Source organism: Spiroplasma endosymbiont of Dactylopius coccus (assembly GCF_977110965.1).
The window spans coordinates 1317599-1342950 of record NZ_OZ373019.1 but is presented as its reverse complement, the minus strand read 5'-3'; the positions used below and the strand labels follow the sequence as shown (position 1 = coordinate 1342950).

Below are 25352 nucleotides of genomic sequence, written 5' to 3'. Positions count from 1 at the left end.
TAATTATTCCCTTTTTTAGTTTAATTATGTTTAAAAGATTCCAAACAGGTTCTTACAAGTTAATATACCTTGAAAATCTTTTTGTGCTAACATATCAAATCTTCTTGCTTCTAAAAATTTTTGTCATGTATCATAATGAGTAAATCCAGTAGGTGGATGGGTTACACTTGGAATGGCAACCTTTTTTAGGACTATTTTTTGGTAGACATTTGTTGTTGGTATTTAACTGGAGTTAAGTAGTTTAAAGTGTTGTGAATTCTTATGTTGTTGTATCAATTGATGTAATCAAATAATTCTAATTTTAATTGGATTAATGATGTAAAATTTTTATCATTAATAAATTCAGTTTTGAAAGTTTTAAAAGTTGCTTCAGCAACAGCATTGTCATAAGGACAGCCTTTTTTGCTTAAAGATCGAGTAATATTGAATGCTAATAAAAGATTATTAATAATTTTATTGTTAAATTCATTACCGCGATCACTATGAAATATTTGGATATCTTTTAAACAGCGATTTGATTGCATAAATGCTTGATATACTAGTAATGCATCTTTTTTAACTCCAACACTATGTCCAATAATTTCGCGGTTAAATAGGTCTATTAATAGGCAAATATAGTTTCATTTACCATTAACTTGAACGTAAGTTAAATCACTAACAATAACTTCATTTTTAACCCTATTATTAAAGTTTCTATTAACAAGATTGGTTATTTGACTATCATTGACTTTATTATGATGATTTTTGAATGATAATTTAGTGTATTTTGATATTAAATTATGCTTATTCATAATTTCTTTAATTTTTCTGCGTGATAAATAAATTTCTTGGTTTTCTAAATTTTTTTTAATCTTCTAGTACCATAAACTTCTTTATTTTCTTTAAAAGCACTAATAACAGCTTCATCATGAATATTATTTTGAATTTTATTTTCTTTTTTCTTGAAATTAAAATAATATGTTGATTTAGAGATTTTTAAAAAACGACACATTGTACGAATTTTATATTTAACTTTATTTTTAGTAATAATTTCTATTTTCTGCCTATTATTAGTGCTGCTTGCTTTAAAATATCATTTTCCATTCTTAATTGTTTTAATTCTTTTCTTAATTTAATTAATTCATTTTCTTCAAAAAAACGATTATCTTTAGTTTTAAACCTGTCTGAATTAGTAAATTGCTTAATTCAATTATAAGTAGTTGCTCTTGTAACATTGTAAATGGATTAGTTAATAATTGTTTTGAACTTAAAAAGAAATTTTCTACAATAACTAATATTTTTTTATTAATAAATTGTTCTTTAATTAATTGAAATTTTTCTTTATAAATATTTTTAGTTCATAAAACAGTTAATGTATTGAATGTTTCATTAAAAATAATATTATTAGTTTCATTTGAATATATAACAATTCCATTATTACCAATACCAGCAGGGTCAATTCCAATAATTAAGTCATATTTCATTATTAATCAAATTCTCTGCATTGTATTTTATTAATTAAAATTTTAATAATATCAATTGAACCTTTTAATTTATTTAAATAATATATGTCTTTTTCTTTATTATATTGTTCTATATCACTATCTAAAATTAAATTTAATCAACTAATTAATTTTTCTTTATCCATATTTATACCTCCTACTTAACCTAATATTTAAAATACAGTCATAACAAATTGCTTTACTATTTTTATCTCTTAAAAAATATTTTCTTGTTTTTATATCATTAGTATTAAAGAATAAATAATCAAATTTATGTTGTTTACATGTTCAACAAAAATACTTTTTCATTATGAGTTGAAATTTCCTTATATGAAGTAACTATGTAATTAATTGGTAAATCATCTTTATTATATGGATTATTTATTTTAAAACCTTTTCTGTTTTCTTCTCACGTAATGTTATATTTAAAACAAGGATTAGTAATTTTAGTTTTGTTATCTGTTATTTCACCCATAAATCAACTATTATGCTGTTCATAAAATGTTAATGGTTCAAGTTTTATATCATTAAGATAATATTCTTTTGGAGCAATTGGTTTATTAACAATTATTTTTTGGTCTTTAATATATGGTTCTAATAATTTTATTAATTCATTACCACTTAATTCTCTTTTAATATTTTCTAAATTAAAAACTCAATACGTGTAACTGTTGTCAACAATAAAAGAATTATTTTTAATCATTCATTTTGGCAGTGATAATCTATATTCAACATAATCAATAAGAATAGATTGTGGTTTATCTTTAACAATTTGTTCTTTTTTAAATTCTATTTGCATAATAATCCTTTCCTAAATATGTCCTGTTGCTTCCTAGCATAAAGGACATATAATTTGATTTTTAGATTATTAATAATACTACTATTCGTTTTATTCATTCCATCAATTCTGGGCTCAAAAATAAATTGTGAAATTTTAAAAAACATTGAGGCATTCGATTCAATATTTATTTAATTTGTGTTTAGCAAATTAATATTTTAATTGAACCGGCACCGCTCAATTTTTTTTAAAATTTCACAATTTATTTTCTCGCCCAAAAATTTTTTCAAAAAAAATAAAAAATAAAACCAACACTTGCTCACTGGGGAGTGGCAAGGTTGGTTAAATAAAGAATAGAATTAATACAATAGGTCCCTACAACAGGTCTATATATACTAGTTTCCAATTCGCTCCCACCCCAAGAATTACCATTACTGGTTAGTATATTTTATTAGGTATCACTCCACTTTTTATTTATCCATGCAAGTCCACATGCTAGCTACTATTTTTAACAACTGTGTTGTAGTTCACTTTTTTAGTTCCCTAACACGTGTTGATAATAGCGTTAAAGAGGGTTATTAATTATTAACTTTCTCCTACTTGGTCACTGCGTGTAGTAGATATTTAAAGAGTGTTAATAATAAAAATTTTAAAATTTTACAATTACAAAAAAAAGACAAGATTTTTATTCTCGTCTTTTGTCATTTATTTTTAATTCAAGGGTAAAAAAAGAAAGGAGCTATTTTTAAAACTTTTTAGTTACCGACATCTTCGGTACGCTCCCTTTTTTTTGAAATAGTTAATGATATATTTTAAGCGTGATTATTAATTTTTTAATTTTATATAGTAATTTATTATTTATATAGGTAAAAAATGCACTTCTATAAATTTTAAAAGTGCATTTTATTTAAACTTATTTTTTATCCTAAATCTTCGTCTTTTGTTAGAATTTCGCGGTTAGGATTTTGTTCAGCTATTAATTGTTTGTAAATTGTATCACGATATTTTACACAACCATCAATAACATTATCTAAAGGATTTTGAGCAACACGTACTTCAAAGATATCTCCCTCATATTTTTGACGAATTGGTTTTGTACCTTTTTCAGCTTTAACTTCGATGAAATATTCCTTAGCCAATTCTTCTTTAATAAATTCATCAATTTTTTTAATGTAAGCTCCACCACCACAAATTGTGATTCCCTTACCTTTTTTCTTTAAGTCACTAACACTACCAGCAGCTTTTTCCCCAGAAGTTCTTAGTACTCTACGAATTGATGGAATAACATGTTCTCTAAATTGAACTTGCATTACATTTTCACGAATTTCTTCTGGTGTAATTTCAATAGTTTTAGAAATTGACATTGTTTCTCCTGGTTGAGAGTCTAATCTAGGTAATGAAACACCTGAAATAGTGTATGGTTTTTCATCTTGATATTTAAGAAGTGAACCGATGTTCTTTTTAACATCTTCTGCTTCTTTAGTACCAATTTTTAAAGCATGCTTTTTAGTTATGTATTCTTGAATTTTTTGTGTTAAATAGTCTCCAGCACAATGTGTTGTATATGAATATAGGATTGAATCGTTGCTAAGTACGGCAATATCAGTACTTCCCCCACCAATATCAACACACATAATTGCAGTTCCAAAAATATCTTGGCCTGAACCTAATGCTGCCATTTTAACTTCTTCTTGAACAAATCCACGAAGTGCTCCTAAACGATGAACTATATTTTCTAGTGCTTCTCTTTGTACTGAATTAATTTCACTTGGTGTTGCCATTAAAACAATTAAATTACGGTTTTTATCAGCTTGTTTTGAATCTTTAATTTCAAGTCTAAAATCTTGAAAAATTTTAGCAAGGATACGTTGTAAAGCATCTGGATCAGTAATATTACCATCACGAACTGGACGCTTAATAACAACATTTTCATTTGTTTTATCAATTAAAGTTTTAGCTTCTTCACCATAAAGAATAACATTTTTTTCATAGTCTTCAGCAAGATAAGTTGGAGCATCATATGTAAGTCCAATGTTAACATACCTTGCTTTAAAGTTTTCTGTTCCGACATCTAAAGCTAATCATTGGTAGTCATTAATAGACTTAATATTACTTTTTTTATTTAAGTTTTCTTTGGGTTTTTTATCAAATAATCCCATTTTTTTTCCTCCTTCTACACACCTGGAATTTTAATTACTTGGTCTAATGAATCCTTTTTCATATACATCTTGTTTATGAGTTTCATAGGCTTGAGTTCCTCTAATTACACACTCTCTTGGATTATTAGCAGATATCACATGTTCTAAATTTAGTCGTTTTTTTAGATAAGTTGTAATATTTTCAAGCAAAGCACCCCCACCAGTGATAGTTAAACCGTCTTTCATAATCATTTCTGAAAAGGCAGGTCCGGCTTTATCGATAATGTCACTACATAGTGCAACAATTGGTTCAAAGGCTTCGGTAACTACTCTAGCTATTTCTTGCTTAGGAACTGTAATTTGTTCAGGTTTTTTAGTTTTAGTACTTTTTCCATGGATAGTAATTTTATTTTCACTATCTTTTTCACCATCTATTCAAATACCAGCACTAATTTTTGTTTTTTCAGCCTCCATTGAGCTAAGAGATATATAGTGCATTTTTTCAAAATGTTCTTTAATACTACGTTCAATAGCATTTCCAGCAATTGGAATTGAATCTTGAACAATAACTTCTCCACTTGATAAAATGGCACAGTCAGAAGTTCCACCACCAATATCAAGAATAAATACTCCTGAAGCATCTCAAAGTGCTTCCCCAGCGCCAATAGCTGCCAATTTTACTTCAGGAACAATAACAACTTTTTCAGCTTTCATTACGCTTTCATTACTTGCATTATATCTATTGGGAAATTTATCACTATAAATTGGAATTTTAGCTACTTTTTTTCCTTGTAGAATTTCACGTAAAACAGTTCTATCTAATTTATAAACCTTAGATGGAATAGCTACAAGTGCTACTGAATTTTCTCAAATTTTTTCAGCTTTCACATCAATAATTTGTGTAAAAATTTCAGTTAATAAAGCAATCAAAGCATTATTGTCACTAATAACACCATTAGCCATTGGTTCTCTGAAAATTTTATTCGCTGGAGTTTTTTCTTTCATTAATAAAGCAGCTTCACCAATGAATACTTCTCCGTTTTCTGTATCAAATACAATTGCTGATGGTTGACTATAAACAACCCTTCCATTAACTCTGACAATTAAATTTCTTGTTCCTAAATCTAGAGAAACAATATTAACGTCTTGGTTATTGTGTCCGTCATTAGTAACCTCTATTTTTGTTGCCATATAAAAATCATCTCCTTTTCCCACTCAAATTAATACTTATTTATTAAGTTGATATATGTTAATATTACCACATGTAGATTTGCTAGTAGTAAATTTAGCATATATGATTAGTTGGCTAACTATTTGTTTAATTATTACTAGTATATAATTAACTAAAAATGTGAATTGGAGAATAATAATGGAAAATCCAAAAAAAATATTGAAAAAATACGACTTACATGCAGTTAAAAAGTTTGGACAAAACTTTTTAATTAATAATAATATAATTGATAAAATTGTTAAAACTAGTAATTTTAAAGATGAAGATGGCATTATTGAAATTGGAGCGGGCATTGGTCATTTAACCAATAAATTACTCAGCACTGCGCAAAAAGTTGTGACAATTGAAATTGACAAAAAATTAATTCCTGTTTTAGAAAAAGAGTTAAATGAATACAAAAATTTAAAAATTATAAATGATGATTTTTTAAATTTAGATTTAAAAAAAATCATTAATGAAGAATTTGCAATAAATCAAAAAATTCATGTAATTGCAAATTTGCCTTATTATATTACCTCACAAATTGTTTTAAAATTATTAGAAAATATTGAATTATTTGATTCATTTACATTAATGATGCAAAAAGAAGTTGCACAAAGATTTTGTGCTAAACCTAAAACTAAAGTATATAATAATCTTTCTGTTATGTGTCAATTTTATTGTGATGTTAAAATTATTTTTGATGTTAGTCCTAATAATTTTACTCCGATACCTAATGTCACAAGTAGTGTTGTTTATTTTAAAGTAAATCCTAAATTTCAACTTGATGAACCACAATTATTTTGAAAATTTGTAAGAAGTTGCTTTGTTAATAAGAGAAAAACATTAGTTAACAATTTGGGTATTTATTTAAATAGTAAAGAAAAAGCCGTTAATTTAATTAACGACTTATCTTGAACATTAACAATAAGATCTGAAGAATTAACATTTTCAATGTTTTACCAGTTATTTACTATTATTAATAATAAATACGTTTCAGAATAATTATATAATTATTAAAATTAATGATATTAGATTGTGGATAATAAGTATATAAAACACCTCAGCAATAATCCTTGTTTATTAATAAACATATTTTTAAATATTTATTATCCGTTAACTATTATAATGATTTTATTTTTTCTTGCAAAAGATATAACTTTTTATTAATTATTTTTAATTAATAGTCTTTAAATTTAATATACTTAAATTGTAATAAACATTGTATAATGAAATTATAATTATAATTTTTAGAAACATGTAAAGGAGGATTTAATGAATAATGTAGAAAACATTGTAGTTTTTGGTTTAAGTGCTAGTCAAAAATTTACACAAGAAGTTTGTAAAAAACTTAATATTGAACCTGGAAAAGCAGAAATTAGTCGTTTTGCTGATGGTGAATTTAACATTCAATCTATAACATCAGTACGAGGGAAAGTGGTATATATTATCCAATCAACTTCGCCGCCAACTAATGATAATTTAATGGAATTATTAATTTTTGTTGATGCTTTAGTTCGTGCATCTGCTGCTAAAATTCATGTAGTAATTCCTTATTTTGGTTATGCTCGTCAAGATCGAAAACAAGGTGGTAGACAACCTATTACTTGTAAACTTGTTGCAAATTTATTAACTGTTGCGGGTGTTGATCGTGTTATTACTGTTGATTTACATTCACCACAAGAACAAGGTTTTTTTGATGTTCCTGTTGATGATTTACGAGCAACTCAAGATTTAGCATCTTATTTAATTGAAGAAAATTTAACTAATTTAGTTGTTGTATCTCCAGATCATGGTGGTGTTACTCGTGCTCGAAGATTAGGTAATTATTTAAGTGTACCTTTGGCAATTATTGATAAAAGAAGAACAACTCCTAATCAAAGTCAAGTTAAGTTTGTATTAGGAGATGTTAAAGAAAAGAATGCTATTATTATTGATGATATGATTGATACAGGCGGTACTATTATTAATGCAGCAAAAGCTATTAAAGAACATGGTGCAAAATCAGTTTATATTTTAGCTACTCATGGTATTTTTAGTGGGCAAGCTTCAAAAAATTTGAAACAAGCTGTTATTGATGGAATTATTAAGGAAGTTGTTATTACTAATACTATTGAAATTTCTGAAGAAAAAAAATTTAATGGCTTAAAAATTATTTCAATTGCTGATTTTATTGCAAAAATGATTGATGCTTCAATTAATAATAAATCATTAACAAAAGTTTATGATGATAAAACAAATGAGTTAATAAAAAAAATTAATAATAAAAATAGTAAAAAATAATAAAGAGGAAATTTAAAGTAGATGAAATTAGTTATTGGATTAGGAAACCCAGGTAAAGAGTATGAATTGACACGTCATAATATTGGTTTTATTGTTATTGATATGATTTGTGAAACATTACAATTAAAAATTAATCAAACTAAATTTAATGGTCAATATGTTAAAACTGTTGTTAATGGCACTGATGTTATTTTTTTGAAACCATTAACTTTTATGAACTTATCAGGTTTTTGTGTTTCAAATTTTATGAATTATTTTAAAATTAAAATTGAAAATGTGTTAATTATTCACGATGAAGTTGATTTAAATTTTGGTCAATTTCAATATAAACAAAAATTTAGTGCTGCTGGTCATAATGGAATTAAAAGTATTTTTAATCAAATTGGTAGTAAAGATTTTCAAAGATTAAGGATTGGTGTTGGTAAAAATCCTAATTTTAACACGGCTGATTGAGTTTTGAGTAAGTTTAGTAATGATGAGTTAAAGAATATAAACGATCATAAACAATTTTTTGTAGAAAGCATTAGTAGTTGAATTACTGATAGTAAATTTGAAAATATTATGAATAAATATAATAAAAAATAATTAATATATTATAAAAATATTAAAGAATATTTTCATTTTTATGTTTTCTACATAAGCAAACATAAAGTTGTGTTTCTTTTTCTTTTTTTAATTTCTTCAATTAATAAAATATCATTTTGTGTTTGCTGATATTGATTTATTTCATTTATTTTTTCAAGTTTTGCTTCTAGTAATTTCTGCTTACAAATAGGACAAAGTTTGTCAAAATCATCATTATTATCATTTTGAAAACTGTCATTATCAAAATTTCATTTCATTTTTTAAGTTTCCTTTACTAGTTTATTTTTAATAACAATATTTTGATAATCATTATTAAATAATTATATAATTAATTTATAAATACTTTTTTTTGAGTATAAAGGAGACAATATGAAAGCAAAAAAAAATATAATCAAACCAACAATAGAAAAGGCAAAAACTAAAGTTGAACAACTTAATAAAACTATTAAACCAAAAGTTAAAGATGTAAAAAAAGCAACTAAAGTAAAAACGCAATCAATAAAAACTGAAACTGTTAAGCCAATCATTAATAAGATGAAAGTAGATTTTGAAAAGTCAAAACATATAATAAAAGAAGAAAATCAAAAAATTACTAATAAAATTGTCAATACTAAAAATATTTTAATATCAAAAATTGATCAACCAAAACCATTTAAAACTACTGCTATTATTGGTTGTCAATGAGGTGACGAAGGAAAAGGTAAAATAACTGACTATTATAGTCAAAATTCTGATGTTATTGTTCGTTGAAGTGGTGGTGATAATGCCGGACATACAATTGTTTTTGATCATCAAAAATATAAATTAAGTATTATTCCTTCTGGTATCTTTAATAAAGATTCATATTGTGTTATTGCTAATGGTTGTGTTGTTAATCCAGAAAAATTAGTTTCTGAAATTGAATATTTAAAAGCTGCTGGTTTTAGTTGTCAAAATTTACGAATTTCTGATCGTGCTCATATTATTTTACCTTATCATTTAGCATTTGATGAATATGAAGAAAAAATTAAGGGTGATAAAGCTATTGGCACTACTAAAAAAGGAATTGGACCTTGTTATGTTGATAAAGTTAATCGGATTGGAATTCGAATGGGCGATTTATTAGATAAGGAACGACTATTAGAATTGATTACTGATAATTTGTTAATTAAAAATAAAATATTAAAAAATGTTTATGGATATGAAAAAGAATTTAATGCGCAAACAATATATAATCGTTTATTAGAATTATTACCATATTTTAAAGATTTAATTATTGATACTGGTCAATTTTTAAATGAACAATTAGTTAGAAATAAAAAGATATTATTTGAAGGAGCACAAGGTACTTTATTAGATTTAGATCATGGTACATATCCTTTTGTAACATCTTCTAATCCAAGTGCTAGTTCAATTGCTATTGGTTCAGGTATTTCTTTAAAAGCAATTAATGAAATTATTGGTGTAACTAAAGCATACAGTACAAGAGTTGGTGCTGGTGCGTTTCCTAGTGAAGTTTTTGGTAAATTAGCAGATTATATTCGTATGACTGGTAATGAATATGGCACAGTTTCAAAAAGACCAAGAAGAATTGGATGATTTGATGCAGTTATTGCTAAGTATAGTGCCCAAATTAATTGATTTACTAGTTTAGCTATTATGTTGTTAGACGTGCTTACTGGTACTGAAACATTAAGCATTTGTACGCATTATACTTTAAATGGCGAAATAATTAGATACATACCTTCTCAAATTAATAACTTTAATAAATGTCAACCACATTTTATTACTATGCCTGGCTGAAATGAAGATATTACTAATATTACTAGTTATGATGAATTACCAGAAAATGCTAAAAATTATTTAAAAAAAATTAGTGAGTTGGTGGGTGTTCCAATTAGAATATTTTCTGTTGGTCCAGATCGTAAACAAACTATATTTATTAAGGAGTAAAAATGATTGAACGTTACGAAACAAAAGCAATGACTAATATTTGAAATATGAAAAATCGTTTAAACTTATGAATGAATTTTCAAATTGATGTTTGTGAATCATTACAACATTTAAATATAATTCCTTTTAAAGATTTTCAATTAATTAAAAAAAATGCTAAGTTAGATATTGAATTAATGAATAAATTAGAATTAGAAACTAAACATGATGTAGTTGCGTTTACTAGAATGTTAAGTGCTAACTTAAAAACTGAAAGTCGTTGAATTCATTATGGTTTAACTTCAACTGATATGGTTGATAGTGTCCAAAATCTACAAATAAAATTTTCAAATGAAATTATTGAAAAAGCTTTAATTACTTTACAATTGAAATTAAAAGAGTTAGCGTTTAAATATAAAGATCAATTAGTAATTGGTCGCAGTCATGGTATTTTTGGTGAACCAACTTCATTAGGATTAAAATTTGCTTTATGATACGATGAAATAAATAGACAGTTAGTAAGGTTGGAATTAGCAAGAAAACAAGTTGAAGTTATTAAGATTACGGGTGCTATGGGTAATTTTGTTCATATTTCGCCAAAAGTTAGTGAATTTATTGCCAAAAAATGAAAAATGGAAGTTGACAGTTCTGCTACGCAGGTAGTACAACGTGATCGTTTGATTTTTTTAATTACACAATTAAGTTCAATTGCTACAACAATTGAAAAAATAGCTTTAGAAATTCGTTTGAGTCAACGTAGCGAAGTTAATGAACTTTTAGAGGGATTTTCTATTTCACAAAAAGGTTCAAGTTCAATGCCACATAAAAAAAATCCAATTGGTTCTGAAAATATTTGTGGTTTAGCAAGATTAGTTCGAAGTTATAATAGTATAGTATATGAGAATAATTTATTATGGTATGAACGTGATATCTCTCATAGTTCTAATGAACGCATTATGTTACCTGATATTTATCATATATTAGATTTTATTATTAATATAATGACAAATATTTTAGATAATTTAGTAATTAATACTAGTGCCATGGCAAATAATATTGCTAAAGCTAATGAACTTTATTTTTCACAAGTAGTTTTATTGGCTATTATTAAAAATAATCCAAAAATAACACGTGAAATTGCTTATGATTTTATTCAAAAATGCACTTTAGAAGCACAAAATAAAATGATTAATTTTAAAGATGTATTAATAAAGAATAATATTAATCAATATTTAACTAGTGAACAGTTAAATGAATGTTGTAATAATAATATTTTTTTAATAAATGTTGATTATATTTTTAAAAAAGTTTTTAAAGATAAATAATGTTTAATATTAAATTTAATTAGCATTTAATTTATTAATTTTTGTTTTTTTATTTTATCTAATAATCAATAAATATAAAAGATTAAGAAAATATTGTAATTAATCACTAGATTATATAAGTTTAAGGAGTGAAAATTATGAAGAAATACAAAATCGATAATAGTTTTCCTTTTATAGATCAAGATTTTAATTTTATTACAAGATATGATAGTGAAGAACACTTTTATGATGTTTTAGATGATCGATACTTAAAAGATAATGGAGAAATAGATGTTAATTTATTAAAAAAGAAAATTAATAAAATAAAAATAATATTATATTATATTAATAATAAGAAATATAAATGTGAAAAAACATTGCAGTCAAATATTAAAAAACAATCTATATTTCTTTCTTATAATATAAATAGTATTAAAAAGTTAGAAATTTTCGAAAAACAAAAAACAAGTAAAATTTTTAAATTTAAGAATAAATTAGTTAAGTTTTTAACTTTTGGTTATTATAATTTTGAAAAAAAACGAATTAACAAAATAGTATGTGAAAAAGTTAATATAAGTAATCAAAAAGAAGAATTGAAAAAGGTTGGATTAAAAATTTTAAAACTTAATAATATTTTAGAAAAAATAGAAAAAGAAAAAAGAAGACAATGAGAAAAAAATGATCTTTTGAGACATTGATATGATTTTGCAAGTTCAAGAAAATTACAAAATCAACCATTAATGAGTAACGGTAATCAGTATTTACCAGTAAATAATTATGATAATGAAAAAAGTAGTGTTATTTAACACGTAAATAGTGATTATCAGTTTTACTTAAACGTTGATATAGATGCTGTTAACTCTGATAATGGTTTTAATGAAAATCAATATCAACAAAAATGTTCCATTTTATAAAAAAATAAAAATTAATAAAATATTATTAATTTAAATAAGTATTACAATAAATAATGCTATTTTAATGTAAAATTATAATTATTAAATTTAGGAGCAAATAATGACAAAAAAATTTTATATTACTACCCCTATTTATTATCCTAGTGCTAAATTACACTTGGGACATGCTTATACAACAATTATTGCTGATGTTTTAGCTCGCTATAAGAAAATGCAAGGTTATGAAGTATTCTTTTTAACTGGAAGTGATGAACATGGTCAAAAAATTGCTAAAAAGGCGGATGAAAATAAACAAACTCCACAAAAATTTGTTGATGATATTGTTATTGGGTTTAAGAATTTATGAAAAAAATTAAATATTGATTATGATAAATTTATTAGAACAACTAATAAAAATCATATTTTAAGTGTTAAAAAAATATTTAGCAAATTATTAAAACAAAATGATATTTATTTGGGAAAATATGAAGGGTCATATTGTATTTCTTGTGAAGAATTTTTGACAGATAGCCAAATTAATAAAACTAATAATACATGTAAAATATGTCAAGGTAATATTACTACTTTATCAGAACCATCATATTTTTTAAAATTGGAAAAATATACTAAACAATTATTAAAATATTATGATGAACATCCATTATTTTTATGACCACTTAATCGTAAAACGGAAATGATTAATAATTTTATTACGCCAGGTTTAGAAAATTTAAGTGTTACTAGAACGAGTTTTACTTGGGGGGTACCAGTATTAGAAGATCCAAAACATGTTATTTATGTTTGAATTGATGCATTAAGTAATTATTTAACAGGATTAGGTTATTTACAAGATGATGACATTAATTTTAAAAAATTTTGACTAGATTCAAATTGTGAAATTGTGAATTTAGTTGGTAAAGAAATTAGTCGTTTTCATATGATTTATTGGCCAATTTTATTAATGGCATTAAACTTGAGACAACCAAATCGAATTTTGGCCCACGGTTGAATTACTAATGAAGAAGGAAAAATGTCAAAATCAAAAGGTAATGTTATTGATCCTTTAGTATTAGTAAATCGTTATGGTACCGATGGATTACGGTTTTTTTTAATGAAAGAAATTATTATTGGTCATGATGCAAAATATAGTCATGAATTATTTTTAAATTGTTATAACTCTTATCTTGTTAATGATTTAGGTAATTTGCTTTCGCGAACAGTTACAATGATCATTAAATATTGTGATGGTAAAATTCCCAAAGTTAATTTAAATAAGCTACAACCAGAAGCAATAGAAATAATTAAAATTATTAAAAGTACTATTAATGATTTTAATATTGAAATGGATGAGTATCAAATTCATGAAGCAATTAATGTCGTTTTTAAATTAATAACTAGTGGTAATAAATTAATTGATTTAACAAAACCATGAGATTTACATAAAAATAATAAAACTATTGAATTACATAATATTTTAAATTTATTAGCAAATATTTTAATTATTAGTAGTGCTTTATTAAGTCCAATTTTGGTTAATAGTTCATTAAAAATTCATGAACAATTGGGTGTCTTAAAAATTACTAAACCAATAGTCAATATTAACTTGAATGAAGTTTTTAATAAATCTGTTAATAAAAAAGAATTATTATTTCCAAGATTAAATATTGAAGATGAATTATCATTTTTAAACAATGCATTTAAATAAAATATAAGAGTTATTAAAAAAATGCCAGTTATAGATAATAAATATTCAATTCATTTTGTATGAATTGGAGAAATACCAATTACTGTAAGAAATAATAGAAAATGCAATTAGAGAAAAAAAAGGAAAAAATTTAGGAGACTTTAAGAACAATTAATCAATCAAAATTAGTAAGTATTGAAATCCAAACCGAAATAAATGAAGAAAATGAGAAACCTAGTTGACAAGATCAAAAAAAAGAAGAACAAAAAATTAAAAATAAATTAAATGAAGAAGAAATAAAATTAACATCTTTAAATGAAGTATGAAAATTAATAAGTACTGAAATTCCAGAGTTACAGCAACCTTTATCAGAACAATCAAAAAAATGCAAGCAAACAAAAATGAGAGAATAGGGGCTTAATAGAATCTCAATTACCTTTGGAAACAAAAGCAGAAATATTAAATACAGTTTAAACTATCAAGTAGAAGAAAAACAAAAAAATACAACAAATTTTTATAAAAAAATAAAAAATGTATAATTTTTTTATACATTTTTGGTGAAAATTAAGAGTTAAATATGAAATTTATTCGGGTTCATAAAATGGAACAATAACTTTTAAAGTATCTGGCTCTTCAGTTTTTAGTAAACGTTTGTCAATTTTATAAAGGTTACTATTAGACATTGCAATTCAATCCAATAAGTCTTTTTCATAAGCAATTTCTTCATAGAAATCAATTAAGAATCAGTCATAAAATTTCGCAGTTAAATTATCATTATTTTCACGAGCACTTTTAACAAGTTTATTAGTAAAATCAAGTAATTCTTCTTTAGTAGATTTTAATTTTTTTAATGTTTCTTCAATGTTTTTTGTAGTAAAAGTTGGAACTTTAATGTCTTTAATTTCAACTTGAGCATCTTGATCCATTAAATAGTTACAAATTTTACGAATATGAACAACAGCATCAGCTGCTTCTACTTGGAAGAAGCGTGCAAACCCAGGATATCCTTTTTGATTTGCATCATTACTTAATTTAAAACTAAGCATTTGATATTTTAGATGTTCACTAATATAATCATTTAGATCATCGTTAATCTTTTTAATCATTAAATACACCTTCTTTCTTGGCTTTATATGTATTATACTACTTTAATACTATATATATTAAAATAAATTAAGAATAAAAATATTGTTAATTAATTGTTTGTGTTACATTTTTTATGAAGTAAGTTCAGTGAATAGTTCAAGACCAATTTGATCATGTGCTCATTTATTTGGGTGAACATAATCAAAGAAAAAATTATTATTAATAGTTTCTGGAGTTGTTCCATCAATATATCTTGGATTTAAATTTAAAGCTAAACCGGGAATTGATCATTTTATTGATTCATTAGTAATATTTTTTCCTATTTCTTGTGCTTCAGATAATAAATCACTAAAATTAGTTTCTAAGTCAAACGGTCTGATATTAATATCAGAATTATTTTTCATTAATTCAGTAATTTTATCATTTCATTTGTTATTATATTCATTTGATAAGTGGTTTGCTACTTCTTTAACAGATTGTTTTTCATTAACATATTTTGGAATATTACTAATGTTAGGCACATTGGCAATTATTAAATTTTGAGCACCAGCATTAATTAATGTATCAACAGTTTCAAATTCAGTTGTTATTGCATTATTAATAATTGACTTTTATTTTGCTGTTGAATTTTCATCCATAGCAGAAAGCAGATCATTACCACCTATTTCAATAAAAATATCATCATTTTTTTGTATTTTATGATCTTTTAATAATTGATTAGCTTGGTGGTCAATAGAATAATGATTTAAGAATAATTGATATTCTCAACTATGATTTTGTCCGGCTTGTGCTCCACCTACAGCATAGTTATTACCTTTTTGATATCAAGCTGGTAATAGTTCTGTTCCTAGTTTTTTCGCTAAAATACTAGGGAGCATACCGATGTTGTCAATAATATTCAAATTTGTCTTAAAATTATAAAGTTAGACGAGAATAATTTTGACTTCAATATGCAATTGTATGTTAATCTTAACACTTGTAAAATATTAGTCAATAATAATACTTACTTTTATAATTCAAAAATTCTTATTAATAATTACTTTAATAAGTTTTATTTTATTTTTGGTTTTTTTAAAATCTTTAATTTTAATTTATAATAACTGGATGGCAGTATTTATTTGATAGCATTTAAAATTAACCATTTTTGTATATATATCAATATTATAAGTTCTATCACCAATTATATGTTTTAAAATGGATGGGTTACACTTTATTGGACACTAATTACGTAGACAAGTGAACAAATTAGTGAAAAGAAAGGAAGTATAATTATGGCCAATATTAACTCATATTCAGATGAATTTAAAAAACAAATAGTAGCTTTATATCAAAGCGGTAAGTCAGTGTCTTGTCTTGCTAAAGAGTACAATGTTACAAGAGCAGCTACTTATAATTGAATTAAGCAATTTACTAATTCAGGTAGTTTTAAAACTAAAGATAATCGTTCTGTTGAAGAAAATGAATTAATTAAATTAAGAAAAGAATTAAAACAATTAAGAATGGAAAATGATATTTTAAAGCAAGCAGCACTAATAATAGGCAGAAAGTAGAAATTATTGCTAAAAATAAAGTTAAATATAAAATTCGCACAATGTGTCGTTTTTTGAAAATATCTAAATCAACATATTATTTTAACTTAAAGAAAAAAGAAAATAAAATCAAAAATAATATGTATGATGAAGCTATTATTAGTGCTTTTAAAGAAAATAAAGAAGTTTATGGTACTAGAAGATTAAAAAAAATTTTAGAAAACCAAGAAATTTATTTATCACGCAGAAAAATTAAAGAAATTATGAATAAGCATAATTTAATATCAAAATACACTAAATTATCATTCAAAAATCATCATAATAAAGTCAATAATAGTCAAATAACCAATCTTGTTAATAGAAACTTTAATAATAGGGTTAAAAATGAAGTTATTGTTAGTGATTTAACTTACGTTCAAGTTAATGGTAAATGAAACTATATTTGCCTATTAATAGACCTATTTAACCGCGAAATTATTGGACATAGTGTTGGAGTTAAAAAAGATTCATTACTAGTATATCAAGCATTTATGCAATCAAATCGCTGTTTAAAAGATATCCAAATATTTCATAGTGATCGAGGTAATGAATTTAACAATAAAATTATTAATAATCTTTTATTAGCATTCAATATTACTCGATCTTTAAGCAAAAAAGGTTGTCCTTATGATAATGCTGTTGCTGAAGCAACTTTTAAAACTTTCAAAACTGAATTTATTAATGATAAAAATTTTACATCATTAATCCAATTAAAATTAGAATTATTTGATTATATCAATTGATACAACAACATAAGAATCCACAGCACTTTAAACTACTTAACTCCTATCAAATATCAAGAACAAGTGTCTACCAAAAAATAGTCCTAAAAAGTGTTGCCATTCCAATAGTTTCATTTACCATTAACTTGAACGTAAGTTAAATCACTAACAATAACTTCATTTTTAACCCTATTATTAAAGTTTCTATTAACAAGATTGGTTATTTGACTATTATTGACTTTATTATGATGATTTTTGAATGATAATTTAGTGTATTTGGTAATGTTTAGTAATCTGTGTAACTTACAAAAATAACTATGTTTAATTAATTCTATAATAAACCTAGAAAGAGTGAATTACAGATGGCTAAAAAGCAAAATATTAATAATAATGATCCAATATCAAAAGCAGTAGATTTATTATTAGAAAATACTGAAGATTTAACAACAGTTTTTAAAGAGGGAGGTTTGTATAAAGAATTAACAAAAAGATTAGTAGAAAAAATGTTGAATTCTGAGATGCAAAATTATTTAGGATATGATAAGAATCAACATAGTAATAGTGACAATGCTCGTAATGGTATAAGTTCAAAAAAATTAATAACTCAACAAGGTAAAATTGAGATTGATGTACCACGAGATCGCAATAGTAATTTTAATCCTGTAATAATTGCAAAAAGACAAAGAAGATTTGATGGTTTTGATCAACAAGTTCTTTCTTTATATGCAAAAGGTATGACATTATCAGATATTAGAATGCAATTACAAGAGTTATATCATGGTGCTGATATTAGTGAAAGTGTTATTAGTCAAATTACTGATGATGTTATTGATGATGTAAAAGCATGGCAAAATCGACCATTAGATAGTATTTATCCGATTGTTTATTTTGATTGCATAGTAGTTAAAATACGACAAGATAAACGCATTATTAACAAATCTGTGTATATAGAGCTTTAGGAGTTGATTTAGAAGGTAAAAAAGATGTTTTAGGCTTATGAATTAGTGAAAATGAAGGTTCTAAATTTTGATTAGCCAATTTCACAGAAATGAAAAATCGAGGCTTAAATGATATTCTTATTGCTTGTAGTGATAATTTAACAGGAATGTCAGAAGCAATACAATCAGTTTATCCTAAAACAGAACATCAATTATGCATCGTTCATCAAATTAGAAATAGTTTGAAATATGTCTCATATAAGCATAGAAAATCTCTAGTTGCAGATTTAAAACCAATTTATACTGCATGTAGTGAAGAACAAGCAATGCAGGCTTTAGAAACATTTGAAAATAAGTGAAATAAACAATATCCTCAAATTGCTAAATCTTGATATAAAAATTGAGAAAATTTGATAGTTTTTATTAGTTATCCAACAGAAATTAAAAGAGTAATTTATACCACAAATGCTATTGAATCTGTTAATAGTCAATTACGAAAAGTTATCAGAAATAAAAAAGTTTTTCCTAATGATATGTCAGTTTTTAAAATATTTTATTTAGCAATTGAAAATATAACAAAAAAATGAACAATGCCCATTCAAAATTGAAATACAGCAATTGCTCATTTTATGATAAAATTTGAAGATAGAATTAATCTTAACTAGTACTTTGTAAAACAAAGATACACAGATTTCTAAAAAGCCTCGAAGTTTTAAGTCTAGTTAATGACAATAATACAATCTTTGTTGGAACAAAAACTACTGATGGTAAAGGAAGATTATTTAAAGTTGTCTATACAGTAGCAATTGGTATTTTTAGTTGAAGTAGCAGTGGGGGTGAAGTACATAGTTTATTAAATGTCAATGGCACTGTTTACGCTGGAACTAAAATTAGTGATAATAAAGGAAAACTATTTAAAAGTTTAAATCCAGAAGGATAATAAAAACTAATTAATTTAATTTATTAACTTCTTTTAAAAAAAACCTAAAATTTAATTTTAGGTTTTTTATTATTTTTATCCTGTATAATTTTCAAACTTACCTCATTTTGGAATAAAAACAGTTACTACTTTTCCTGTTGGGCCATTTCGATGTTTAGAAATAAGAATTTCAGCAAGATTACTTTCTTGTGAACTTGTTGTTTCTTCACTATTTTTTTCCTTATAATAATCATCACGATATAAAAACATAATTATATCAGCATCTTGTTCAATAGCCCCTGACTCACGTAAATCAGACATTAAAGGACGTTTTTCTTCACGTCTCTCCACCATTCTTGATAATTGTGATAAACAAACAATTGGTACTCTTAATTCTCTTGCCAAAATTTTTAAACTACGAGAAATATTTGAAACTTCTTGTTGACGTGATTCACTATCTCTACCAGTTAATAACTGTAAATAATCAATAATTACTAACTTAATTCTATTTTCACGACTTAATTTTCTTAATTTAGTTTGTAACTCTAAAACTCTTAAACCAGGTGTATCATCAATAATAATTCTTTTTTGTTTCAATTGCTCAGCAGTAGCACTAATACGATTTCAATCAGCCTGTGTAAATTTAGACTTATTACGTAAACGATTAGCATCAAAATGTCCTTGACAAGAAATCATTCTTGTAATTAATTGATCTTTTGGCATTTCTAATGAAAAAATAACAACAACATCGTTTTTATTATCTTGTTCATTAGCAGCATTTAAAGCAAAATTAAGTGCTAAGGCGGTTTTCCCCATTGAAGGTCTAGCTGCTAAAATAATTAAGTCACCTCGCTGAAAACCACTAGTAATCATATCCAAATTGTTAATACCTGAACTTGTACCAGTAATATTAACTGTTGATTTTTGTAGTTGTTCAATTTTAGTTACCACATCATCAATGTGTTCACTAATTGGCAACATCTCTTCATGATTACGTTCACTACTTACTTGTACAATTTGAGCTTCAGCAGCAATTAAAACTTCATTAATTGACTTTTCACTTTGTAACTCTTTACCTATATTTTTTAAAGCATTTTCTAATTGTCGTTTAGTAGTTCTTTCAATCAAAATATCAATGTGTTCTTTTAAATTAGCATCAGTAATATATTGAGCCACTAAAGAAGATAAATATTCAATTCCACCAATTTTATCCAAATTATTTTGCTTAACTAATTCTTCGGCAATAGTTGTTATATCAATACCAGAATTATTTTTATAAAGATTGGTAATTGTTTTAAAAATAATTTGATTAGAATTAATTGTAAAATCATGTGGTGCCAATAAATTTAATGCACTTTCACATGCTGGTGATGATTGAATCATCGCACTTAAAACATTAACTTCTGCATTATTTATATATTGACCATTGTTAGACATAATTATTCTCCTAAAACTTCAACCTTTAATTGTGCAATAATTGTAACATCTAATTTAATATTAATGTTAGTTATACCTAATTCATTAATAGGATTAAATTTAACAAATTTATGTTTATCAATTTTAATGTTAAATTTTTGCACTAGTTGTTCACAAATTTGTTTTGAAGAAATAGCACCAGAAATTTTACCATTATTACTTTTTAATTTAAATTGTAAAGTAATTAAAACTAATTGTTCTTTAATTTTTTGTAAATCTTCTAATTCCATTTCTCGTTGTATTTTTTTATTTTCAATTACTTTTTGATTAATTTTTAATGCTTCTGATGTAGCAATTACAGCTAATTTTCTTGGTAATAAATAATTTTTACCATAACCATCACTAACACTAACAACTTCACCTTTTTTACCATAATTTTTAACATCCGTTAAAAGGACAACTTTCATTGTAAACATCTCACTTTCTATTTTAATAATTTTAATACCTTTCAGTAGTAGCACTCTCGCTTTGATATACGCCACTTTCAATTAATTTTACCAATTCATCATACAATGCTCTAATTCCCAATTTACTACTTTGGACAGCAGCAGCACTAAAGTGACCACCACCACCTAAGTTTTCACAAATAATTTGAACATTTATTTCACCGTTGCTTCGTGCTGATAAACAAGCACGTCCTTGACGATCATAAGCAATAGTAAATGATGCTTTACAATCACGTAATTCTAACAACATTTCTGAAATTTGGGCTAAATATGAAGTATGTACTTCTAAGTTTTCATCACCAACAGCAACTAAAAATCCTTTTTTAATTTCTTGGGCGTGACTAATTAAAGCAAATTTATCAATTAGTTCATTTAAACTATTTTTCAATAATCCTTTAACTTTAGAAGGAGAAGCTCCTCAATCAGTTAATAATCCACAGGCTTCAAAAGTTCTTCTTGTTGTTCTTACTTGGAAATTATTAGTATCAATTAAAATACCTGCAAACATTATATTTCATAAAAATTCTGATTCAATATTATTAAAATCATTATAATAAATAATTTCTGTCATTGCTTCAGCTGTTGAAGAAGTTCCTGCATCAATATAAGAAGTAATGGTGCTACTAATTGATTCATCAGAAACACGATGATGATCAATAATAATAATTTTTACAGCTTTACTTAATAAATCAGGACTATCAACACGTTGTGGATTATGAGTATCAACAACAATTAATAAAGTATTTGCATGAAGAAATTTAAGTGCTTGTTTACCTGTAATAAAATTACGACTAATATAACTTTCAGGAACAAGTTCATGAAGAATTTTTAATGTTTTTTCATCAACTTCATTTTGATTAATAACATAATGAGCACTTTTATTTAAGCTTTTAGCAATTTCAATAATAGCTGTTCCTGAAGAAATACTATCAAAATCAGCAGCCGCATGTCCCATAACTAAAATGTTTTCTGCTAATTTTATTTCATTATATAATGATTGTGCAAACATTCTAATATTAATTTTAGATTCTGATTGTTTTGCTTCAATAGTACCTCCAATAAAAACTGTATTACCACCAAATTCACGAATAACTACTTGATCACCACCACGATAAACTGCTAACTCTTTACTTTCAATAGCCAAATCATATAGATCTTTACTAATAGCATTACCATAAGAGAAACCAGCAGATAACGTAATATCTGCTTTAAATTTTTTAACACCTTCTCGAATATTTTTAATAAGTAGAAAGTTATCATTTCTTGCTTTATTAAATTCATTTTGATAAAGCAAAATATTGTAACCATCTTCAATATTACCTAATAATAAACCTGAATAATTATTAGCAAAATCATTTAATTCAGTTTTAATAAATGCTTCAACACGAATTTGATTCTCAACTCTTAATTTTTGTAAAGAATTATAAAAATTATCAATACTAATTACACCAAAAACTAATTTTTCTTGCTGCAATTTATTATATAAGAAATGATATTTAGTTGTTTCTTGTAACAAAATTGTTCTAGTTTGTACTAAATAAATAGCATCATAAAGCATATCTTCAATTTTAAGTGTAATTTGAGTAATATTATTACTAATTAATTGTTCTAAATCTCTTGATAGTTTAACAATTGATTTTCCAATTAATCTACCTAAACCTTTATCTTCTAAAAATTCACTTACTCACATAATTGATAAATCACTATCTAAAACAATCATACCAACACTACCAAAAGTTAAAGCTTGTGCATTATTTAATTTTATGATTTCAGCTGTGTTAATATAACGATGACGAATTCATAAACTAAATAGAAAAATATAAAGACAAACAATAATAAAATTACCTAAAACTAAACTTAAAATTACAGTAATAGTGACCACTTGTTCTGCTGTCTCAATATTAACAATAAAATAAGTCAAGCCAATTAAAATTTCAATTACTAATCAAACAATCATTATTAAATGATAATTTCTTAACGATTTGAACACTTTGTCACTTCCTTCTAATATTATTAATTATACTATAACACTAATATTAAAAACAGCCATTATCTTTTATGTAATATAATACTATTAAAGTCTTTTTATTTTAATTTTAAACTATTATTTAAAATAAAATATTTTTAAGATAAAAATAAATAAAAATTGAGTAAGATTTGTAAACTTACTCAATTTTTTTATCTTGAATATTTTAATAATCCCATGATTTGGGCACGTTTTATATTTTTAGCAATTAAACGTTGATACTTTGGATTAGTACCTGTTGTTCTTGCTGGCAAAATTTTGTTATTATTACCCATAAATTTACTTAGTAATTCAATATCTTTATAATCAATATAAGTAATATTATTTTTAGTAATAAAACAAGATTTTCTTCTTGTAAAATTTCTTGGTTTACCAGTGTTCATAATTATCCTCCTTTAATTATTTAAATCTCAAATGATATCTTCTTCATCAAATTCTATATTTTGAATAGCCGCTTCTTTTTCTTGAAGCTGATTATTATTAGTAAAGGCAATATCAGTACTATAATTAGGACTTTTAAAAGCATCATCTAAATGAATTTTATTCTCATCTCTTGGTTTTGAATAATTAATATTAGTGTTATTACCACTACTATCTTTTTTACGATTATCTAAAAAAGTAACAGTTTGTGCAACCACTTCAGTAATATATAGTTCTTTTCCATTCTGATCTGTTGATTTTCTTACTGACAGTCTTCCTGAAACTGAAATTAAAGAACCTTTAACTAAATAATTAGTCATATTTTCAGCAACTTTATTTCAAGCCACACACGAAATATAATCAGCTTGATTTTGAATATTATTAACTGCAAGTGTAAAAAAAGTAAAAGGTTTTCCTGTTGAAGTTTGATGTAACTTTAAATCACGAGTGATTCTACCAATTAATGTAACAATATTCATTTTTTATCCTCACTTTTAACTTAGATTTTATTAATCTTTTTGTTCAGTATTCGATGCATTATTATTAGTATTTATTTTTGAATTTTGGTAATTAGTTTTTGTACGATAAGATGACTCAGTACCAGCGATTGGTCTTGGTTTTCTTTCACCATTTTCATCACGATTATAAGAAGGACGATTTCCTGGTCTTGTTGGTCTAGAGAAAGAACTAGATTCTACTTGGCGTTTTGGTTTAAACTTATTAATTTTTTCACTATCTAAATTAATAACCAAAAAACGCATTACGTCTAATTGTCTTTGTTTATTTAAAGCTACACGATTAAAGTTAGCAATGTTTTCTGGCGAAGTTAACACTTCAATAATAAAATAATGACCCTTAACTTTTTTGTTAATAGGATAAGCAAATTGACGAATAGAATCTTGTTCTTTAGTAATTTTTCCAGCATTTTTAGTTAAAATTTCACAAAATTCTTTTTTAATTAATTGTGCTTTTTCTTGATTTTGATCATCAACGATGTACATAATTTCATAATTATGCTTTTGTTTTAAATCTTCCAATGTTCGAAGACCTCCTTTTGGGCAATGGCTCTGATGAGCAAGGAGTAAATATATTAAGTTTGATTTTTAAATATTTGACTCATACAATATTATAACGTAATTACCTTTAAAGTAAAGGAAAAATAACAAAAATGTCATTATTTAGTGATAATTTCCTATTAGTTATCGAGTAAAAATTTCCCAAAAGTGAAGTTAAATATACTTGGTGATAAATATGGAAAGAAGCATGACTATGAAAGAAAAATATAAATATAAGATTATAAACGACATTACTATTAAAAAATTATCTAAGCATCAAGCTAAAAGTAAACTTAACTTAACTATTAGAACCTGTTTGGAATCTTTTAAACATAATTAAACTAAAAAAGGGAATAATTATTTCTAACCTGACAGTTAATTAACATTTTATTTTCTTTGTCATTTTTTTGTTAAAAAGATTTTATCATT

General features: G+C 24.8%; 26 protein-coding genes and 1 pseudogene. 10 read left to right on the top strand and 17 right to left on the bottom strand.

The features are described 5' to 3' along the window. Positions 1-191 precede the first annotated feature (191 nt). The 7 genes from ACXUB0_RS08435 to ACXUB0_RS08405 form a co-directional block, all read right to left on the bottom strand. Positions 192-794 (bottom strand): IS3 family transposase, encoded by a 603-nt coding sequence (locus tag ACXUB0_RS08435; protein ID WP_458258808.1) that lies wholly within the window; start codon positions 792-794, stop codon positions 192-194. 41 nt (positions 795-835) lie between these two features. Beyond that, the gene (locus tag ACXUB0_RS08430) at positions 836-991 is read right to left on the bottom strand and encodes a hypothetical protein (protein WP_458258387.1); all 156 of its coding nucleotides are present in this window, start codon (positions 989-991) and stop codon (positions 836-838) included. A gap of 124 nt (positions 992-1115) precedes the next feature. Then, positions 1116-1463 carry a hypothetical protein gene (locus ACXUB0_RS08425; protein ID WP_458258386.1) on the bottom strand — a complete coding sequence of 116 codons (348 nt, stop codon included), beginning with the start codon at positions 1461-1463 and terminating at the stop codon, positions 1116-1118. A 2-nt stretch (positions 1464-1465) separates the two neighbouring features. Then, on the bottom strand, positions 1466-1627 hold the full coding sequence (locus tag ACXUB0_RS08420) for a hypothetical protein (RefSeq protein WP_338960339.1): 162 nt from the start codon (positions 1625-1627) through the stop codon (positions 1466-1468). Between the two features lie 134 nt (positions 1628-1761). Next, a complete protein-coding gene (locus ACXUB0_RS08415; RefSeq protein ID WP_458258385.1) occupies positions 1762-2280 on the bottom strand; it encodes a hypothetical protein in 519 nt (172 codons plus the stop codon). 899 nt (positions 2281-3179) lie between these two features. Next, entirely contained in the window at positions 3180-4418 is a 1239-nt protein-coding gene (locus ACXUB0_RS08410; RefSeq protein ID WP_458258384.1) for a rod shape-determining protein, read from the bottom strand. 30 nt (positions 4419-4448) lie between these two features. Continuing rightward, the gene (locus tag ACXUB0_RS08405) at positions 4449-5588 is read right to left on the bottom strand and encodes a rod shape-determining protein (RefSeq protein ID WP_458258383.1); all 1140 of its coding nucleotides are present in this window, start codon (positions 5586-5588) and stop codon (positions 4449-4451) included. A gap of 178 nt (positions 5589-5766) precedes the next feature. Here ACXUB0_RS08405 and rsmA point away from each other — a divergent pair, with 178 nt between their 5' ends. The 3 genes from rsmA to pth all read left to right on the top strand — a co-directional run bounded on the left by rsmA (position 5767) and on the right by pth (position 8475). Next, positions 5767-6612 (top strand): 16S rRNA (adenine(1518)-N(6)/adenine(1519)-N(6))-dimethyltransferase RsmA, encoded by an 846-nt coding sequence (gene rsmA, locus ACXUB0_RS08400; RefSeq protein ID WP_458258382.1) that lies wholly within the window; start codon positions 5767-5769, stop codon positions 6610-6612. Positions 6613-6882: 270 nt separating this feature from the next. Then, positions 6883-7890, top strand: a complete 1008-nt coding sequence (locus tag ACXUB0_RS08395; RefSeq protein WP_286641660.1) for a ribose-phosphate diphosphokinase — start codon at positions 6883-6885, stop codon at positions 7888-7890. Positions 7891-7911: 21 nt separating this feature from the next. Next, complete coding sequence (pth, locus tag ACXUB0_RS08390; RefSeq protein ID WP_339047823.1) at positions 7912-8475, top strand: aminoacyl-tRNA hydrolase; 564 nt, start codon at positions 7912-7914, stop codon at positions 8473-8475. Between the two features lie 47 nt (positions 8476-8522). Here the strand turns inward: pth and ACXUB0_RS08385 are convergent, their stop codons facing one another. Then, complete coding sequence (locus ACXUB0_RS08385) at positions 8523-8732, bottom strand: hypothetical protein (protein WP_174481299.1); 210 nt, start codon at positions 8730-8732, stop codon at positions 8523-8525. 112 nt (positions 8733-8844) lie between these two features. Here ACXUB0_RS08385 and ACXUB0_RS08380 point away from each other — a divergent pair, with 112 nt between their 5' ends. The 4 genes from ACXUB0_RS08380 (at position 8845) to metG (ending at position 14288) form a co-directional block, all read left to right on the top strand. Then, positions 8845-10407 (top strand): adenylosuccinate synthase, encoded by a 1563-nt coding sequence (locus ACXUB0_RS08380; RefSeq protein WP_458258381.1) that lies wholly within the window; start codon positions 8845-8847, stop codon positions 10405-10407. 2 nt (positions 10408-10409) lie between these two features. Then, on the top strand, positions 10410-11711 hold the full coding sequence (purB, locus tag ACXUB0_RS08375; RefSeq protein ID WP_458258380.1) for an adenylosuccinate lyase: 1302 nt from the start codon (positions 10410-10412) through the stop codon (positions 11709-11711). A gap of 137 nt (positions 11712-11848) precedes the next feature. Continuing rightward, entirely contained in the window at positions 11849-12496 is a 648-nt protein-coding gene (locus ACXUB0_RS08370) for a hypothetical protein (RefSeq protein WP_458258379.1), read from the top strand. A gap of 208 nt (positions 12497-12704) precedes the next feature. After that, positions 12705-14288, top strand: coding sequence for a methionine--tRNA ligase (metG, locus tag ACXUB0_RS08365; protein ID WP_458258378.1), 1584 nt, complete (start codon positions 12705-12707; stop codon positions 14286-14288). Positions 14289-14851: 563 nt separating this feature from the next. Here metG and ACXUB0_RS08360 read toward each other — a convergent pair. The 3 genes from ACXUB0_RS08360 to ACXUB0_RS08350 form a co-directional block, all read right to left on the bottom strand. Further along, positions 14852-15373 carry a ferritin-like domain-containing protein gene (locus ACXUB0_RS08360; protein WP_458258377.1) on the bottom strand — a complete coding sequence of 174 codons (522 nt, stop codon included), beginning with the start codon at positions 15371-15373 and terminating at the stop codon, positions 14852-14854. A 111-nt stretch (positions 15374-15484) separates the two neighbouring features. Then, on the bottom strand, positions 15485-15874 hold the full coding sequence (locus ACXUB0_RS08355) for a hypothetical protein (protein ID WP_458258376.1): 390 nt from the start codon (positions 15872-15874) through the stop codon (positions 15485-15487). Positions 15875-15964: 90 nt separating this feature from the next. Then, on the bottom strand, positions 15965-16231 hold the full coding sequence (locus ACXUB0_RS08350; protein ID WP_458258375.1) for an SGNH/GDSL hydrolase family protein: 267 nt from the start codon (positions 16229-16231) through the stop codon (positions 15965-15967). A 393-nt stretch (positions 16232-16624) separates the two neighbouring features. Between ACXUB0_RS08350 and ACXUB0_RS08345 the strand changes: the two genes are divergently transcribed. Together ACXUB0_RS08345 and ACXUB0_RS08340 are read left to right on the top strand one after the other, a co-directional pair. Further along, positions 16625-17745 (top strand): IS3 family transposase gene (locus ACXUB0_RS08345; protein WP_458258374.1). Its coding sequence is split into 2 segments (ribosomal slippage): positions 16625-16901 and positions 16901-17745, totalling 1122 coding nucleotides; the frame shifts between segments, so codons are not numbered across the junction. 260 nt (positions 17746-18005) lie between these two features. After that, positions 18006-19246, top strand: a pseudogene (locus ACXUB0_RS08340) (IS256 family transposase). A 350-nt stretch (positions 19247-19596) separates the two neighbouring features. Here the strand turns inward: ACXUB0_RS08340 and dnaB are convergent. From dnaB to rpsF, 6 genes are all read right to left on the bottom strand, one after another. After that, positions 19597-20937 carry a replicative DNA helicase gene (gene dnaB, locus ACXUB0_RS08335; protein ID WP_458258373.1) on the bottom strand — a complete coding sequence of 447 codons (1341 nt, stop codon included), beginning with the start codon at positions 20935-20937 and terminating at the stop codon, positions 19597-19599. A gap of 2 nt (positions 20938-20939) precedes the next feature. Next, positions 20940-21383, bottom strand: coding sequence for a 50S ribosomal protein L9 (gene rplI / locus ACXUB0_RS08330; protein ID WP_458258372.1), 444 nt, complete (start codon positions 21381-21383; stop codon positions 20940-20942). Between the two features lie 31 nt (positions 21384-21414). Continuing rightward, a complete protein-coding gene (locus ACXUB0_RS08325) occupies positions 21415-23412 on the bottom strand; it encodes a DHH family phosphoesterase (protein ID WP_458258371.1) in 1998 nt (665 codons plus the stop codon). 188 nt (positions 23413-23600) lie between these two features. Continuing rightward, entirely contained in the window at positions 23601-23831 is a 231-nt protein-coding gene (rpsR, locus tag ACXUB0_RS08320; RefSeq protein ID WP_252320083.1) for a 30S ribosomal protein S18, read from the bottom strand. A 12-nt stretch (positions 23832-23843) separates the two neighbouring features. Further along, the gene (locus tag ACXUB0_RS08315) at positions 23844-24347 is read right to left on the bottom strand and encodes a single-stranded DNA-binding protein (protein WP_458258370.1); all 504 of its coding nucleotides are present in this window, start codon (positions 24345-24347) and stop codon (positions 23844-23846) included. 30 nt (positions 24348-24377) lie between these two features. Continuing rightward, positions 24378-24905 carry a 30S ribosomal protein S6 gene (rpsF, locus tag ACXUB0_RS08310; protein ID WP_458258369.1) on the bottom strand — a complete coding sequence of 176 codons (528 nt, stop codon included), beginning with the start codon at positions 24903-24905 and terminating at the stop codon, positions 24378-24380. 214 nt (positions 24906-25119) lie between these two features. Between rpsF and ACXUB0_RS08305 the strand changes: the two genes are divergently transcribed. Further along, positions 25120-25263, top strand: a complete 144-nt coding sequence (locus tag ACXUB0_RS08305) for a hypothetical protein (protein WP_458258368.1) — start codon at positions 25120-25122, stop codon at positions 25261-25263. Positions 25264-25352 lie beyond the last annotated feature (89 nt).